The organism is Streptomyces sp. NPDC005494 (genome assembly GCF_042872025.1).
GTDB lineage: Bacteria > Actinomycetota > Actinomycetes > Streptomycetales > Streptomycetaceae > Streptomyces.
Map to the genome: position 1 here is coordinate 1,267,069 of NZ_JBIAJR010000001.1, position 13,949 is coordinate 1,281,017.

Annotated in this window: 12 protein-coding genes; 2 read left to right on the top strand and 10 right to left on the bottom strand. The window is 72.2% G+C overall.

The features are described 5' to 3' along the window. Positions 1–4: 4 nt before the first annotated feature. Positions 5–565, bottom strand: a complete 561-nt coding sequence (locus ACFYQ6_RS05695) for a YqgE/AlgH family protein (protein ID WP_361572164.1) — start codon at positions 563–565, stop codon at positions 5–7. 297 nt (positions 566–862) lie between these two features. Between ACFYQ6_RS05695 and murA the strand changes: the two genes are divergently transcribed. Next, complete coding sequence (gene murA / locus ACFYQ6_RS05700; RefSeq protein WP_356734535.1) at positions 863–2,203, top strand: UDP-N-acetylglucosamine 1-carboxyvinyltransferase; 1,341 nt, start codon at positions 863–865, stop codon at positions 2,201–2,203. A gap of 360 nt (positions 2,204–2,563) precedes the next feature. On the opposite strand, the gene ACFYQ6_RS05705 is transcribed toward murA, so the two are convergent. From ACFYQ6_RS05705 to ACFYQ6_RS05730, 6 genes are all read right to left on the bottom strand, one after another. Further along, positions 2,564–2,845 (bottom strand): HU family DNA-binding protein, encoded by a 282-nt coding sequence (locus tag ACFYQ6_RS05705; protein WP_003968811.1) that lies wholly within the window; start codon positions 2,843–2,845, stop codon positions 2,564–2,566. Positions 2,846–3,248: 403 nt separating this feature from the next. Continuing rightward, positions 3,249–4,682, bottom strand: a complete 1,434-nt coding sequence (locus ACFYQ6_RS05710) for an NAD-dependent malic enzyme (protein ID WP_361572167.1) — start codon at positions 4,680–4,682, stop codon at positions 3,249–3,251. Positions 4,683–5,196: 514 nt separating this feature from the next. Beyond that, positions 5,197–7,572, bottom strand: a complete 2,376-nt coding sequence (locus ACFYQ6_RS05715) for a HelD family protein (RefSeq protein ID WP_388760801.1) — start codon at positions 7,570–7,572, stop codon at positions 5,197–5,199. Between the two features lie 111 nt (positions 7,573–7,683). Further along, on the bottom strand, positions 7,684–8,622 hold the full coding sequence (locus ACFYQ6_RS05720) for a zf-HC2 domain-containing protein (RefSeq protein ID WP_388760804.1): 939 nt from the start codon (positions 8,620–8,622) through the stop codon (positions 7,684–7,686). Beyond that, positions 8,619–9,206 carry a sigma-70 family RNA polymerase sigma factor gene (locus ACFYQ6_RS05725; protein WP_361572176.1) on the bottom strand — a complete coding sequence of 196 codons (588 nt, stop codon included), beginning with the start codon at positions 9,204–9,206 and terminating at the stop codon, positions 8,619–8,621. The genes ACFYQ6_RS05720 and ACFYQ6_RS05725 overlap by 4 nt, the downstream gene beginning before the upstream one ends. A gap of 189 nt (positions 9,207–9,395) precedes the next feature. After that, positions 9,396–9,986 (bottom strand): ABATE domain-containing protein, encoded by a 591-nt coding sequence (locus ACFYQ6_RS05730; RefSeq protein WP_361572423.1) that lies wholly within the window; start codon positions 9,984–9,986, stop codon positions 9,396–9,398. Positions 9,987–10,087: 101 nt separating this feature from the next. Between ACFYQ6_RS05730 and ACFYQ6_RS05735 the strand changes: the two genes are divergently transcribed. Continuing rightward, on the top strand, positions 10,088–10,690 hold the full coding sequence (locus ACFYQ6_RS05735) for a GNAT family N-acetyltransferase (protein WP_388760807.1): 603 nt from the start codon (positions 10,088–10,090) through the stop codon (positions 10,688–10,690). Here ACFYQ6_RS05735 and ACFYQ6_RS05740 read toward each other — a convergent pair. The 3 genes from ACFYQ6_RS05740 to ACFYQ6_RS05750 form a co-directional block, all read right to left on the bottom strand. Further along, a complete protein-coding gene (locus ACFYQ6_RS05740) occupies positions 10,623–11,186 on the bottom strand; it encodes a GNAT family protein (protein ID WP_361572182.1) in 564 nt (187 codons plus the stop codon). The two genes, ACFYQ6_RS05735 and ACFYQ6_RS05740, sit on opposite strands and share 68 nt — an antisense overlap. Before the next feature lie 20 nt (positions 11,187–11,206). Next, on the bottom strand, positions 11,207–12,352 hold the full coding sequence (locus ACFYQ6_RS05745) for a uroporphyrinogen-III synthase (protein ID WP_388760810.1): 1,146 nt from the start codon (positions 12,350–12,352) through the stop codon (positions 11,207–11,209). A 128-nt stretch (positions 12,353–12,480) separates the two neighbouring features. Continuing rightward, entirely contained in the window at positions 12,481–13,812 is a 1,332-nt protein-coding gene (locus ACFYQ6_RS05750; RefSeq protein WP_361572188.1) for a nitrate/nitrite transporter, read from the bottom strand. Between the last annotated feature and the right edge of the window lie 137 nt (positions 13,813–13,949).

Genomic DNA, 13,949 nt, shown 5'->3' on the forward strand with positions numbered 1-13,949 from the left:
GGCATCAGTTCAGCGAAGGGTCGTCCGGATACGTCGCGATCATCGCCAGTTCGCTGCGCTGGCGCCGCAGGACCGCCCGCCAGAGGTTCTCCGGGCGTGGCGACGAGACGTCGCCGGGCTCCGACTCGACCACGTACCAGGCGCCGTCCGTGAGCTCCGTCTCCAGCTGCCCGGGTCCCCAGCCCGCGTACCCGGCGAAGATCCGCAGCGAGCCGAGGGCGGCGGCCAGCAGCTCGGGCGGCGCCTCCAGGTCCACCAGGCCGATCGCCCCGTGCACCCGGCGCCAGCCCAGGGGCCCCTCGTCCCCGGGGATCACCGCCACCCCGAGCGCGGAGTCCAGCGAGACGGGGCCGCCCTGGAAGACCACGTCCGGCTCGCCCGCCAGGCCCGCCCAGGACGCGAGGATGTCCCCCACGCCGACGGGGGTCGGGCGGTTCAGGACCACACCGAGCGAGCCCTCCTCGTCGTGGTCGAGGAGCAGCACCACCGCGCGGTCGAAATTCGGGTCCGCGAGGGCGGGTGCGGCCACGAGCAGCCGCCCTGTGAGCGAGGACACCTCCGTCATGGCACAGATGATCCCGCATCTTCGCCCCGCGCGGGGACCAAGTGACCCGCCCGGTCCCGCCTCGCGCCCCCGCGCAGCTCAGGGCGTACGGATGCGTCCAGGGCGCACGGAGAGCGCACGTTCGGCGGGCTCACGGACCGTCCGCCCGGACGGTGACCCTCCGCAAGGCCCGGGGAGCAGAACGTGTTGTGGCGGATTCATGACGTTCGTACGCCCCCCGGCGCCTTACGGAAGGGGGGTGTGCGGCCATTACCCTTTTGTTGGCCCCCTGCCCGACCACTCCGGAACGCGAGATACATGACCGGCACAGACGATGTCCTGCTTGTCCACGGCGGAACCCCGCTGGAGGGCGAGATCCGCGTCCGAGGCGCCAAGAACCTGGTGCCGAAGGCGATGGTCGCCGCACTGCTCGGCAGCGGGCCCAGCCGGCTCCGCAACGTGCCCGACATCCGCGACGTGCGGGTGGTCCGAGGGCTGCTGCAGCTGCACGGCGTGACCGTCCGCCCCGGTGACGAGCCGGGCGAACTCATCCTCGACCCGTCCCACGTCGAGAGCGCGAACGTCGCCGACATCGATGCCCACGCGGGCTCGTCGCGCATCCCGATCCTTTTCTGCGGCCCGCTGCTGCACCGGCTGGGCCACGCCTTCATCCCCGGCCTCGGCGGCTGCGACATCGGCGGCCGGCCGATCGACTTCCACTTCGAGGTGCTCCGCCAGTTCGGCGCGACCATCGAGAAGCGGGCGGACGGCCAGTACCTGGAGGCCCCGCAGCGGCTGCGGGGCACCAAGATCCGGCTGCCGTACCCGTCGGTGGGCTCCACCGAACAGGTGCTGCTGACCGCCGTCCTCGCCGAGGGCGTCACCGAGCTGTCCAACGCGGCCGTCGAGCCGGAGATCGAGGACCTCATCTGCGTACTGCAGAAGATGGGCGCGATCATCTCCATGGACACCGACCGGACCATCCGGATCACCGGTGTCGACAAGCTCGACGGTTACACCCACCGGGCGATCCCGGACCGCCTGGAGGCCGCCTCCTGGGCGTCCGCGGCCCTGGCGACCGAGGGCAACATCTACGTGCGCGGCGCCCAGCAGCGCTCGATGATGACCTTCCTGAACACCTACCGCAGGGTCGGTGGCGCCTTCGAGATCGACGACGAGGGCATTCGCTTCTGGCACCCGGGCGGCGCGCTGAACGCCATCGCCCTGGAGACGGACGTGCACCCCGGCTTCCAGACCGACTGGCAGCAGCCCCTCGTGGTGGCGCTGACGCAGGCCGCCGGCCTGTCGATCGTCCACGAGACGGTCTACGAGTCCCGGCTCGGCTTCACCTCGGCGCTCAACCAGATGGGCGCGCACATCCAGCTCTACCGCGAGTGCCTCGGGGGCTCCGACTGCCGCTTCGGGCAGCGGAACTTCCTGCACTCGGCAGTCGTCTCCGGTCCCACGAAGCTCCAGGGCGCGGATCTGGTCATCCCGGACCTGCGGGGCGGTTTCTCGTACCTCATCGCCGCTCTGGCGGCGCAGGGCACCTCCCGGGTGCACGGCATCGACCTGATCAACCGCGGCTACGAGAACTTCATGGACAAGCTGGAGAAGCTCGGCGCGAAGGTCGAGCTGCCGGGCGGCTCACTCGTCTGACGCCCCGCCCGACGCGCTCCGGCGCACGCACAGTGCTGCCGCACACAGCATTGCGCCTTTGCACCACAGTCCGCCGCCCCGGTCCCCGTACGAGGGACCGGGGCGGCGGTTCTCGTCCGTCCCCCGGTCCCCGCCCCGCTCCCGGGATCCGCGCGGACGCCGCTGAGCGCCCGTACAGCGCCGAACGGACCGGGAGGAGGCCTCCCGGTCCGCTCCGGGGCGCCGAGGCGCCGCAGCCCGCCTCACAGCGCCCGCACGGCCGTGCGGCGCGCGTGGTGCGGGCTGCTGACATATGCCCAGGCATGCCGAAGGGCGGCCGTCCTGGTCGGGACGGCCGCCCTTCTTGCTGCCTCGGGGGCCTTACTTGCCCTTGGCGGCTTCCTTGAGCTTGGAGCCCGCGGAGACCTTCACGCTGTAGCCGGCCGGGATGTTGATCGGGTCGCCGGTCTGCGGGTTACGAGCGGTGCGAGCGGCACGGTGGGTGCGCTCGAAGGTCAGGAAGCCGGGGATGGTGACCTTCTCGTCGCCCTTGGCGACGATCTCGCCGACGGTCTCGGCGAGCGCGGCCAGAACGGCGTCGGCGTCCTTGCGGGTCACCTCGGCACGGTCGGCCAGGGCGGCCACCAGCTCACTGCGGTTCATGTTTGTACTCCCGTGTTCTTCTTGCCTGTGAGGCGTGAGATCGAAGCCGATGCTGCCAGGGCCCTCTGACAGTCCCCGGACCCGGGTCTGATGTCAGACCCTCGCGCCCGAATACGCATCCTGCCCCCACCTGCGGCGCTAACGCCAATCCGGAACCTCTCGACGTCACACGAAAAGCACCACCGCATGCCTGTGATGACGTTCCGTCGACTTGTTGGAGCGGTCCGCAGCGGATGCCGGGCCTGGGGGGCCCGCTGCCCGCCCACCCTAAAGGGGCGTTTGGGACGCCGCGACCCGCGACGCGCCGTACGGCGCGCCCCGGCGTGAGGTACGGCACCGTCAGCGGGGGCCTTGGGCGGCCCCTGCGGACGGCGTGCGACAGGGCCGTCGACGGAAAAGAACCTTACGCCGGGTCCGCCGCGGCCTCGGCGACACCGGCGGCCTTCGCGGCCTCACGCACCGCGCCGGCGACGGCGCCCGCGACCTTGTCGTTGAAGACCGACGGGATGATGTAGTTCGCGTTCACCTCGTCCTCGGCGACGACGTCGGCGAGGGCGCGCGCGGCGGCGAGCATCATCTCCGTGTTGACGGTGCGGGACTGAGCGTCCAGCAGACCGCGGAAGACGCCCGGGAAGACCAGCACGTTGTTGATCTGGTTCGGGAAGTCGGAACGGCCGGTGGCGACAACTGCCGCCGTCTCGCGGGCGATTGCGGGGTCGACCTCGGGGTCCGGGTTCGCGAGCGCGAACACGATGGCGCCCTTGGCCATCGCCGCGACGTCGTCGCCGTCCAGGACGTTGGGGGCCGAGACGCCGATGAAGACGTCGGCGCCGACGACGGCCTCCTTGAGGGTGCCGGTGACGCCCTCGGGGTTGGTGTTGTCGGCGATCCAGCGCAGGGGCGAGTCCGGGGTCGCGTCCACCAGGTCCTCGCGGCCCGCGTGCACCACGCCGTGGATGTCGGCGACGACCGCGTGCTTGACGCCCGCGGCGATGAGCAGCTTCAGGATGGCCGTGCCGGCCGCGCCGGCACCCGACATGACGACCCGCACGTCGCCGACCGCCTTGCCCACGACCCGCAGCGCGTTGGTCAGCGCCGCCAGGACGACGATCGCGGTGCCGTGCTGGTCGTCGTGGAAGACCGGGATGTCCAGGGCCTCGCGCAGCCGTGCCTCGATCTCGAAGCAGCGGGGGGCGGAGATGTCCTCCAGATTGATCCCCGCGAAGCCGGGGGCGATCGCCTTCACGATGGAGACGATCTCGTCGGTGTCCTGGGTGTCCAGGCAGATCGGCCAGGCGTCGATGCCGGCGAAGCGCTTGAACAGGGCGGCCTTGCCCTCCATCACGGGGAGTGAGGCCATCGGGCCGATGTTGCCCAGGCCGAGCACGGCCGAGCCGTCCGTGACCACCGCGACGGAGTTCCGCTTGATGGTCAGGCGGCGGGCGTCCTCGGGGTTCTCGGCGATCGCCATGCAGACCCGGGCCACACCCGGGGTGTAGATCATGGAGAGGTCGTCACGGTTGCGGATGGGGTGCTTGGACGCCATCTCGATCTTGCCGCCGAGGTGCATCAGGAACGTACGGTCGGAGACCTTGCCGAGGACGACGCCCTCGATGTCGCGCAGTCCCTCGACGATCTCGTCCGCGTGCGAGGTGGAGGATGCCGCGATGGTGACGTCGATCCGCAGCTTCTCGTGGCCGGAAGCGGTCACGTCGAGGCCGGTGACCGAGCCACCGGAGGACTCCACGGCTGTGGTGAGCTGGGAGACCGCTGTGCCGCTCGCGGGCACCTCCAGCCTGACCGTCATCGAGTACGAGACGCTGGGCGCCGTTGCCATGGCCGAGTCCTTCGCTTTCCTGAGCTTCATTGCCGCACGCGGACGGGGCCCGGCCCCGCACGTGCGTTCCGATGGTCGCACCTACCGACCAGTAGCAGGTAATGACTGCCACCCTTCGGAAACTTTTTTCCACCATACGAGAAGTAGGTGTTCCGCGTAACCCCCGATGGGCCCGGAAGGTGAGACAGCGCGGGCAGGTGGGCCGGCGGGCGCACGGTGGAGGGAGCAAACACAAACAGACCCGCGCCACCAGTAGGTGACGCGGGTCTGTCTTTTTCCCGTCAGGTGACACCGGCCCGCCATGCTCGCCTCGCGGCAAGTGGTCGCTCGTAGCGACGAAGGTTGGGCCCGGGGGCTTGGATCGAGCCGGTGCCGACACCCAGGCTAACAAACACCCCGGAGAAGTGATTCCTGTGCGACGTGTTGACTCGGCAAAGAACCCGGCACGGCCCCTTCACCCCCGCCTTTCAGCCACCCGGCAGATGCCGCCGGGGAGCCGCCGGGGAGCCGCCGGTCAGTCCCTCAGCAGATCCGGTACGCCCTGCTCGTCCGGCATGTCACGCTCCCCCGAGACGACGGTCAGCTGCTGCGTCGCACGGGTGAGGGCCACGTACAGCACCCGCAGCCCGGCCGGGGACTCGTCGGCGATCTCCGCGGGCGAGACGACCACCGTCGCGTCGTACTCCAGGCCCTTCGCCTCCAGGCTTCCCAGCGCCACCACACGCCCGCCGAGCTCCTCCAGCCAGCCACGGGCCTCGGACCTGCGGTTCATCGCGACGACGACACCGACCGTGCCGTCCACCGACTCGAGCAGCCGGCGCGCCTCCTCGCGGACCGTCGAGGCGAGGTCACCGCCCCGGACCGTCTCGAAGCGCGGCTGCACCCCGGTCGAGCGGACCGCCGCCGGTGACTCCATGCCGGGCATCGCCAGCGCCAGCACCTTGGCCGCGAGCTCGGCGATCTCCGCCGGGTTGCGGTAGTTCACGGTGAGCGTGAAGCGGCGCCTGGGCCGGTTGCCGAGCGCCTCGTCACGGGCCGCCGCCGCCTCGTCCGGATCGGACCAGGAGGACTGCGCCGCGTCGCCGACGACCGTCCAGGTGGCGTGCCGTCCCCGGCGGCCGACCATCCGCCACTGCATCGGCGTCAGGTCCTGCGCCTCGTCGACGATGACGTGGGCGTACTCGGTGCGCTCCGCCGCCAGCCGCTCGGCCCGCTCGCGCTGCGTCTCCTCACGCTGCGGCATGAGCTCCTCCAGCCCCGTGAGCTGGTCCAGCGGGTCGTACTCACGCTTCCGCTTCGGCCGCGCGGGGGTGCCCAGCAGGGTCTGGAGCTCGTCCAGGAGAGCCACGTCGTGGACGGAGAGCGGCCCCTTGCCGTCCTCGCCCAGCCGCTTCAGCGAACGGGCGAGGCGGCGCACCTCGCCCTGGTTCAGGATCCGGCGCGCCCACCGGTTCAGCCGCCGCTCGTCCGCCATCGCGGCCAGCACCCCGCGCGGGGTGAGCTCGGGCCACCAGGCGTCCAGGAACGTGAGGAACGGGGTCTCGGTGGAGACGTCGTCGTCGAACGAGGAACGCAGCTCCGCGACCAGCTCGGGGTCGGTGTAGCGGCCCCGGCCCGAGGACTTGTTCCACAGGGCGTCCAGGAGCAGTTTGCGGGCCCGCGGGCGCAGCATGTTGACCGGGGCGGTGCCGCCGAGGACGTTGTGCCGGATGCGGCGGAGCTCGTCCGCCTCGAGCTCGACGCGGGCACCGAAGGCCACCACCCGCAGCAGGGTGGGCGTGCCCGCCGGTGCCGGAGCCGGGTCCTCCCCGAACTCCAGCTGCCCCTCCTGGGCCGCCGGACGGGGCGCGGGCTGTTCGAGCGCCCCCCGGGCCGCCTTGCGCAGCACGTGGAGCATCCGGGAGGAGCCCTTGATCCGGGCGACGGCGGGCTCGTCGTAGGTGGTCGCCCCCTCCACCCCCGCGGCCTCGTCGGACAGGGACCCGACCGCGCGGATGGCGACCTGGCCCTCCTCCCCGAGGGAGGGCAGCACACCCTCGGTGTAGGCGACCAGGAGCGGCGTCGGCGAGACGACGAGGATGCCGCCCGCGTAGCGGCGCCGGTCCTGGTAGAGCAGGTAGGCGGCCCGGTGCAGGGCCACCGCCGTCTTGCCCGTCCCGGGCCCGCCCGCCACCTCGGTGACGGACGCGGCGGGCGCGCGGATCACGAGGTCCTGCTCGGCCTGGATCGACGAGACGATGTCCCGCATGGTGTGGCTGCGTGCCTGGCCGAGCGCGGCCATGAGCGCGCCGTCGCCGATGACGGGCAGCCGGTCGCCGCTCAGGTACGCGGTCAGCTCCGGGCGCATCAGGTCGTCCTCGACCCCGAGGACCTTGCGGCCCTTGGAGCGGATGACCCGGCGGCGCACCACCCTGCCGGGGTCCTTGGGCGTCGAGCGGTAGAACGGCGCGGCGGCGGGCGCCCGCCAGTCGATCACGAGCGGCGCGTAGTCGGAGTCGAGCACTCCTATGCGGCCGATGTGCAGCGTCTCGGCGATCTCGGCGGTGTCGTCCTCCCGTACGGCGTCGTCGGCGGCCTCCACGGAGGTGAAGGCGCCGTCCGGGCCGCGTTCGCCGTCCTTGCCCCGCAGGAGGTCGATCCGGCCGAAGAGGAAGTCCTCGAACTCGCTGTTCAGCCGGTTGAGATGGACACCTGCCCGGAAGACCTGGGCATCGCGTTCGGCGAGCGCCCCGGGGGTCCCGACCTGGCCCCGTTTGCTGGCGTCCTGCATGAGAAATTCCGCCTCGTCGATCTTCTCCTCGAGACGGCGGTAGACCCGGTCGAGGTGGTCTTGTTCGACCCCGATCTCCCGGTCCCGCAACGAATCGACAGCGGCATCCTGCGCGGCCACCGAGGCCCCCTTCTGACGTGCACTGGGCAGCCGTCAACCGTACGCGAAAGGGGGCCCCGAGCGCACCTGCCGCCGGGATCGCGTCGGTCCTTTCGTCCGGACGGGAGGCCCCTACGCGTCGATCTCCACCAGCCGCTCGCCGTCGAAGGTGCGCACCTCGAAGTGGTCGATGTCCCTGCGCTCCATCGCGGCGCCCCCGTGCACGTACAGCGGGTTCCGCGCGCCCGCGTGCGCCGAGCCGTCGATCCCGTAGCCCCATTTCGGTACGGACCAGGACGTGACGACCTCTTCCTCACCGTCCTTGGACACGGCGACCAGGCTGCACTTCTGCGGGCCCTTGACGTTCTTCAGCTCCAGGACCGTGTGCGTACCCCAGGCCTTGGGCTCCATGCCGACCGTGGCGTCCACCCGCGTGACGGGGTCGCTCGCCCGCACCTTCTCCGGCATGTGGTGGAAGAACGCGTCCTCGGCGGGGCTCGTGGGATGCGGGTCGGCCGCTTCGACCCGTCCGCGCGACTCGTCTCCGGCGGTGGCGGTGACCGCGGCCACCGGGCCGCCGATCACGAGGACCGCCGCCGCCGCGATCAGGAAGCGGGTGCGCCGGCGGCGCTGCGACCGCTTCCGCGCGACCTCGTCGACCAGCCCTTCCAGGACCCGGGACGCGGGGGGCTCCGGGACGTACGGGACGGGGCGGGCGGCGGGGCCGGCGGCCGGGGCCTGGGCGAGCATCGCCAGCATCGGCTCCATCCCGGCGAATTCGTCCAGGTGCGCGGCGCACCTGGCGCAGCCCGCCAGATGGGCTTCGAAGGCGCTCGCCTCGGCGTCGTCGAGGACGCCCAGCACGTAGGCGCCGGCGGCGTCGTGGCCCGCGCCCTCGCCGGGGAACGCGAAGGGGTCGTCCGGTGCGCCCGGAGGGCCGGAGAGGTTCCAGGGGCCGGAGGGGGCCCGGGCGGAGGAGGGGTTCACCGGGCCTGAGGGGGTCCGCGGGTTGGAGGGATTCCGGGGGCCGGCCGGCCTGGGGCCGAAGGGCTGCCATTCCTGGTCGCTCATGCCGTGATCCCCCTCTCCTCGAGTGCGAGCTTCATCGAACGCAGTGCGTAGAACACCCGGGACCGCACGGTCCCGCTCGGCACACCGAGGATCTCGGCCGCCTCGTTGACCGTACGGCCCCTGAAGTAGGTCTCGACCAAGGCTTCCCGGTGGGCCGGGGTCAAATCGTCGAGTGCGTCCGAGAGCGTCATGAGCCACAACGCCTTGTCGATCTCGTCCTCCGCGGGGATGACCTCCAGCGGCGACGGATCGACCTCGCGGGGCCGGGCCTGCCGGCTGCGGTGGCCGTCGATGACGATGCGCCGGGCGACCGTCACCAGCCAGGGGCGGACGGAGCCGGTGGCCCGGTTGAGCGAACCGGCGTTCTTCCAGGCACGGATGAGCGTCTCCTGCACCACGTCCTCGGCCCGCTGGCGGTCTCCCGCGACGAGCCGGAGCACGTAGGCCAGCAGCGGGCCGGCGTGCTCGCGGTAGAGCGCCCGCATGAGCTCCTCGTCGGGTATGTCCGAGGGCGGGCGGGGCGGTGCACTGCGATGTCGAGCCCTGTGCGGACGGTCATCGGCCACGGCCGCATCCTTGCGCACCCGAACCTCCCGGTCGAGACCTCGTCGAGCTCTGTGCCCATCGGTACGGGAGCGGGCGCCGGTTCATTCAACCGGAGCGCAACTTTCTTTCCCCGTACGGACGTTCGACGCATATCGGATGGCCACCGTCCCGGACGGCCACGGTCGCGAACGGCCACCGGCCCGGACGGCCACGGTCCCGTACGGCTCCTACGACAGGGCCTTGACCCGGCGCCGGTGCCGGGCCACCCGCTCCCGGTTGCCGCAGACCTCGCTGGAGCACCAGCGCCGCCGCAGCCCACGGGACGTGTCCAGGTAGAGCCTCCCGCAGGCATCGCCCTCGCACCGGCGCAGCCCCGCCCGCGCCGCCGGGTCCGTCAGCAGATCCACCGCGTCCCTGGCCACCGCGGCGAGCAGTTCCCCGCACCCCGGGTCGGCGCTCAGCGCCCGTACGAGCACCCCGCCCTGCCCCCGCACGGCGCGCAGTCCAGGGGGCGCCCCGGCCGCGAGCGCGTTGACCCGGTCCAGGGCGTGGTCGGCGGTGCCGCCGGTCAGCTGCGCCGTCATCAACTGGTCGACACCGCCGCGCAGTTCGCGGAAGCGTGCCACCCAGGTCTCGTCCACCGCTGCCAGCGCGGTGCCGCGCGGCACCAGCGGGGAGGCCGCCAGCCATTCGGTGAGGCGGGCGGGGCAGTCGAGCTGCTCGCACCCTCCGGAGGCGACCGCGCCCGTCGCCACCAGGTCCAGGCAGATCCGACCGGAGTCGAACCGCCAGCCGTACGAGCCCGCGCCCGCCGCCATGAGCCTGTCACCGCCTCGGGGGTCGCCTGTGGGGAGAGTCACCCCCAGAGTGCCCGCATCCCGCCCGGCCCGGAACCCCTCCGCCGTCGTACCGTTCCGGCATGAACGACGATGCGGCCACGCTGACGGCCGGGCCCCTGCTCCTGCGTCCGTGGCGGCACGGGGACATACCGGCGCTGCTCGCGGCGTACGAGGACCCCGCGATGCGGCGCTGGCTGCGGACGCAGGTCCCCGACGCCGGAGCGGCGGAGCGCTGGATGACGGTCCAGGCGGAGGGGTGGGCGAACGGCAGCCGGTACAGCTTCGCCGTGACCGACACGGCCCGGGACGGGGAGATCGTCGGCAACCTCGCGCTGAACCGTCTCCCCGGCGCCCCGAGCGCCCAGGCCGGTTACTGGACGACGGCGTCGGCGCGCGGCCGGGGCGTGGCCACAGGGGCTCTCGGGGCGCTCACCGACTGGGCGTTCGCACGGTTCGCCGAGGACGGCCTGCGGCGCCTGGACCTGCTCCACGGGGCGGGCAACGAGGCGTCCTGCCGGGTCGCGGAGAAGTCCGGTTTCGCCCTGGCCGAGTCCGTCCCCGCCGGGTCGCCGCGCATGCCGCTGGGCGGGCACCGGCACTCCCGCGCGGCGCCGCTCAGCCCTGCGGCGGGCCGTCGTGAAGGATGCGCTGGAACATCCGGTGGTCCTGCCACGCGCCGTTGATGTGGAGATAGCGCGGCGCCGTGCCGTACAGCTCGAACCCGCACTTGGCCAGCACCCGTTGGGAGGCCGTGTTGTCCAGGACCGTGCCGGCTTCGATCCGGTGCAGGCCGAGGACGTCCCTTGCCTCCTCGCAGACCCGGGTGACGGCGGCGGTGGCCAGGCCGCGGCCCGCCAGGTCCACGTCGATCCAGTAGCCGAGCCGGGCGTTGCGGAACGGGCCGCGCTCGATGGAGGCGAGCGTCATCGCCCCCACGACCCGGTCCTCCTCGTCGGCCAGGGCCCACGGCATCGCGCGCCCCGCGTCCCGGTCGGCGAGCAGCGCGGTCAGCCGCTGGACCTGGCCGGCCGGGGTGTAGAAGGCCTCGGGGCGCACGGGCTCCCAGGGGCGCATGTACGCGCGGCTGCGGGTCAGGGTCTCGGCGAAGGACGCGGCGTCGTCGAGGGTGACGGGCCGCAGCCGGACGCCGTCGCCCAGAGGATGGCTCTCGGAGATCATCCCCGCACGCTATCGGCCCCTCAGGAACCGTCGTACTTGGTGTCCGCGGAGGGGTCCAGCGCCAGCCGGTAGCCGCGCTTGACGACCGTCTGGATCAGCCTCGGCACCCCCAGCGCCGTACGCAGCCGGGCCATCGCCGTCTCCACCGCGTGCTCGTCGGTCCCGCTGCCGGGCAGCGCCCTGAGCAGGTCGGCGCGGGAGACCACCCAGCCCGGCTTGCGGGCCAGCGTGTGCAGGAGCGCCATACCGGCCGGAGGCACCGGACGCAGGGCTCCGTCGACCAGCACCGCGTGGCCGCGGATCTCGACCACGTGGCCGGCGACGGGGAGCGTACGCGCACGGGCGGGCAGCTGGGCGCAGAGCACCTGGACGAGCGGCCCCAGCCGGAAGCGTTCCGGCTGGACGGTGTCGATGCCCCTGGCCTGCAGGGGCAGCGCGGTGACCGGGCCGACGCAGGCGGTGACGATGTCGTGTCCCAGAGCGGACAGCACCTCGGGCAGGAGGCCGCGGGCCTCGGCCCGGTCGAGGTAGGAGGCGGCGGCGGGCGCGCTGGTGAAGGTGAGGGCGTCCAGGCCGCGGGCGACCGTCAGGTCGAGCATGCGGTCGAGGGGGGCGATGTCCTCGGGGGGCATCCACCGGTAGACGGGCACGCCGACGACCTCGGCACCCGCGGCCCGGAGCGACTCGACGAAGCCCGGCAGGGGTTCGCCGTGCAGCTGGAGGGCGATCCGGCGGCCGTCCACCCCCTCGCCGAGCAGCCGGTCCAGGACCTCCGCCATCGACTCGGACTGCGGCGACCACGCCTCGGTGAGCCCTGCCGCCCGGATGGCGCCCTTGACCTTGGGCCCGCGGGCCAGCAGCTCGACGCCGCGCAGCCGGTCGAGGAGCCCGTCGCCGATGCCCCAGCCGTCGGCCGCCTCGACCCAGCCCCGGAAGCCGATGGCGGTGGTGGCGATCACGACGTCGGGTGCGTTGTCGATCAGTTCCTTGGTGGCGGCGAGGAGCTCGCTGTCGTCCGCGAGCGGAACGATCCGCAGCGCGGGCGCGTGCAGCACCGCGGCGCCCCGGCGCGTGAGGAGCGTCCCGAGCTCCTCGGCGCGACGGGCTGCGGTCACCCCGACCGTGAAGCCCGCGAGGGGCCCGTGCTGTGCGTCGTCGTCGTGCATGGCGATACCCGGCTCTCGTCCCGCTGGTGCTCGATGATGCGAAGGACCGAGAGTGTCAACCCTGCGTGACAGTCTCGGTCCTTCTGTATTTCCCGCCCGTTACGTCGTGCGTCGCGCTATGGCCATCCTCACACCTCGGCGTAGCTGAGCTGCGGCTTCGTGGCAACCGCTTCGGTCCGGCGAAGGTATACCGCCCACGTGAGGGTGAAGCAGACGGCGTAGAAGACCAGGAAGGACCAGAAGGCGGCCGTCCCGGCGCCCGAGGTCGCGAAGGACTGGCGGAAGGCGAGGTTGATCGCGAGGCCGCCGAGTGCGCCGATCGCCCCGATGAGTCCCATCGCCGCGCCGGAGAGCCGCCGGCCGTACGCCGCCGCCTCCTCACCGCTCAGTCCCTTGCCGAGTCCCTGGGCGTGGAAGATGCCCGGGATCATCTTGAACGTCGAGCCGTTGCCCAGGCCGGTCAGCACGAACAGCGCGATGAAACCGACGAGGAAGACCGGCAGCGACTCGATGCCGGAGGCGTAGACGACCACACCGGTCGCGGCGGCCATGCCCGCGAAGTTCCACAGGGTGATCCGGGCGCCGCCGTAGCGGTCGGCGAGCAGGCCGCCCGCGGGCCGGATCAGGGAGCCGAGCAGCGGGCCGATGAAGGTGAGCGAGGCCGCCTGGAGCGGCGTCCTGCCGAACTGCGTCTGGAGCACGAGCCCGAACGCGAAGCTGTAGCCGATGAACGAGCCGAAGGTGCCGATGTAGAGCACCGACATGATCCAGGTGTGCGGCTCGCGCACGGCCTGGAGCGCCGCCCCCGTGTCGTTCTGGACGGGCCGGAGGTTGTCCATCTTCAGCGCGGCGCCGAGCGCGGCGACGACGATCAGGGGCAGGTACACACCGAGCACGATCCTCGGGTGCGCGGCACCGGCCGTGCCGATCACCAGCAGGCCGATGAGCTGGACGACCGGGACGCCGATGTTGCCGCCGCCCGCGTTGAGCCCGAGGGCCCAGCCCTTCTTGCGCAGCGGGAAGAAGGCGTTGATGTTCGTCATCGAGGAGGCGAAGTTGCCGCCCCCGATACCGGTGAGCGCGGCGACGACGAGGAAGGTGGCGTACGAGGTGCCGGGCTCCATCACCCAGAACGCGGCGGCGGTCGGCACCAGGAGCGACAGCGCGCTGAAGATCGTCCAGTTGCGGCCCCCGAAGACGGCGACCGCGAAGGTGTAGGGCACCCGGACGATCGCGCCGACCAGGGTGGCCGTGGAGATCAGGAAGAACTTCCCCGCCGGGTCGATCCCGTACTCCGGCCCCATGAACAGCACCATGACGGACCACAGGGACCAGATCGAGAACCCGATGTGCTCGGAGAGCACGGAGAACCACAGGTTCCTGCGGGCGACCTTCTCGCCCTTCTCTCGCCAGAAGGTCTCGTCCTCCGGCTCCCACTGCTCGATCCAACGACCGGCCATCACGCGCCTCCACAGGGGTCGGGGTGTTGTGATCCCGACGCTAGGGAGTCCGCGTTTCGGTGCCGTGCCGTGAGGTGACCGGTGCGCAACCTTGCTCTCACTCGGCCGCCGGGGGTGCGGTGAGCCGGCCCACCGCA

Coding starts and splice junctions, on each gene's coding strand:
- ACFYQ6_RS05695 (WP_361572164.1), bottom strand. CDS start 565: ATGACGGAGGTGTCCTCGCTCACAGGGCGGCTGCTCGTGGCCGCACCC.
- ACFYQ6_RS05745 (WP_388760810.1), bottom strand. CDS start 12,352: ATGCACGACGACGACGCACAGCACGGGCCCCTCGCGGGCTTCACGGTC.
- ACFYQ6_RS05720 (WP_388760804.1), bottom strand. CDS start 8,622: ATGAGCGACCAGGAATGGCAGCCCTTCGGCCCCAGGCCGGCCGGCCCC.
- ACFYQ6_RS05750 (WP_361572188.1), bottom strand. CDS start 13,812: ATGGCCGGTCGTTGGATCGAGCAGTGGGAGCCGGAGGACGAGACCTTC.
- ACFYQ6_RS05730 (WP_361572423.1), bottom strand. CDS start 9,986: ATGGCGGCGGGCGCGGGCTCGTACGGCTGGCGGTTCGACTCCGGTCGG.
- ACFYQ6_RS05740 (WP_361572182.1), bottom strand. CDS start 11,186: ATGATCTCCGAGAGCCATCCTCTGGGCGACGGCGTCCGGCTGCGGCCC.
- ACFYQ6_RS05735 (WP_388760807.1), top strand. CDS start 10,088: ATGAACGACGATGCGGCCACGCTGACGGCCGGGCCCCTGCTCCTGCGT.
- murA (WP_356734535.1), top strand. CDS start 863: ATGACCGGCACAGACGATGTCCTGCTTGTCCACGGCGGAACCCCGCTG.
- ACFYQ6_RS05705 (WP_003968811.1), bottom strand. CDS start 2,845: ATGAACCGCAGTGAGCTGGTGGCCGCCCTGGCCGACCGTGCCGAGGTG.
- ACFYQ6_RS05710 (WP_361572167.1), bottom strand. CDS start 4,682: ATGGCAACGGCGCCCAGCGTCTCGTACTCGATGACGGTCAGGCTGGAG.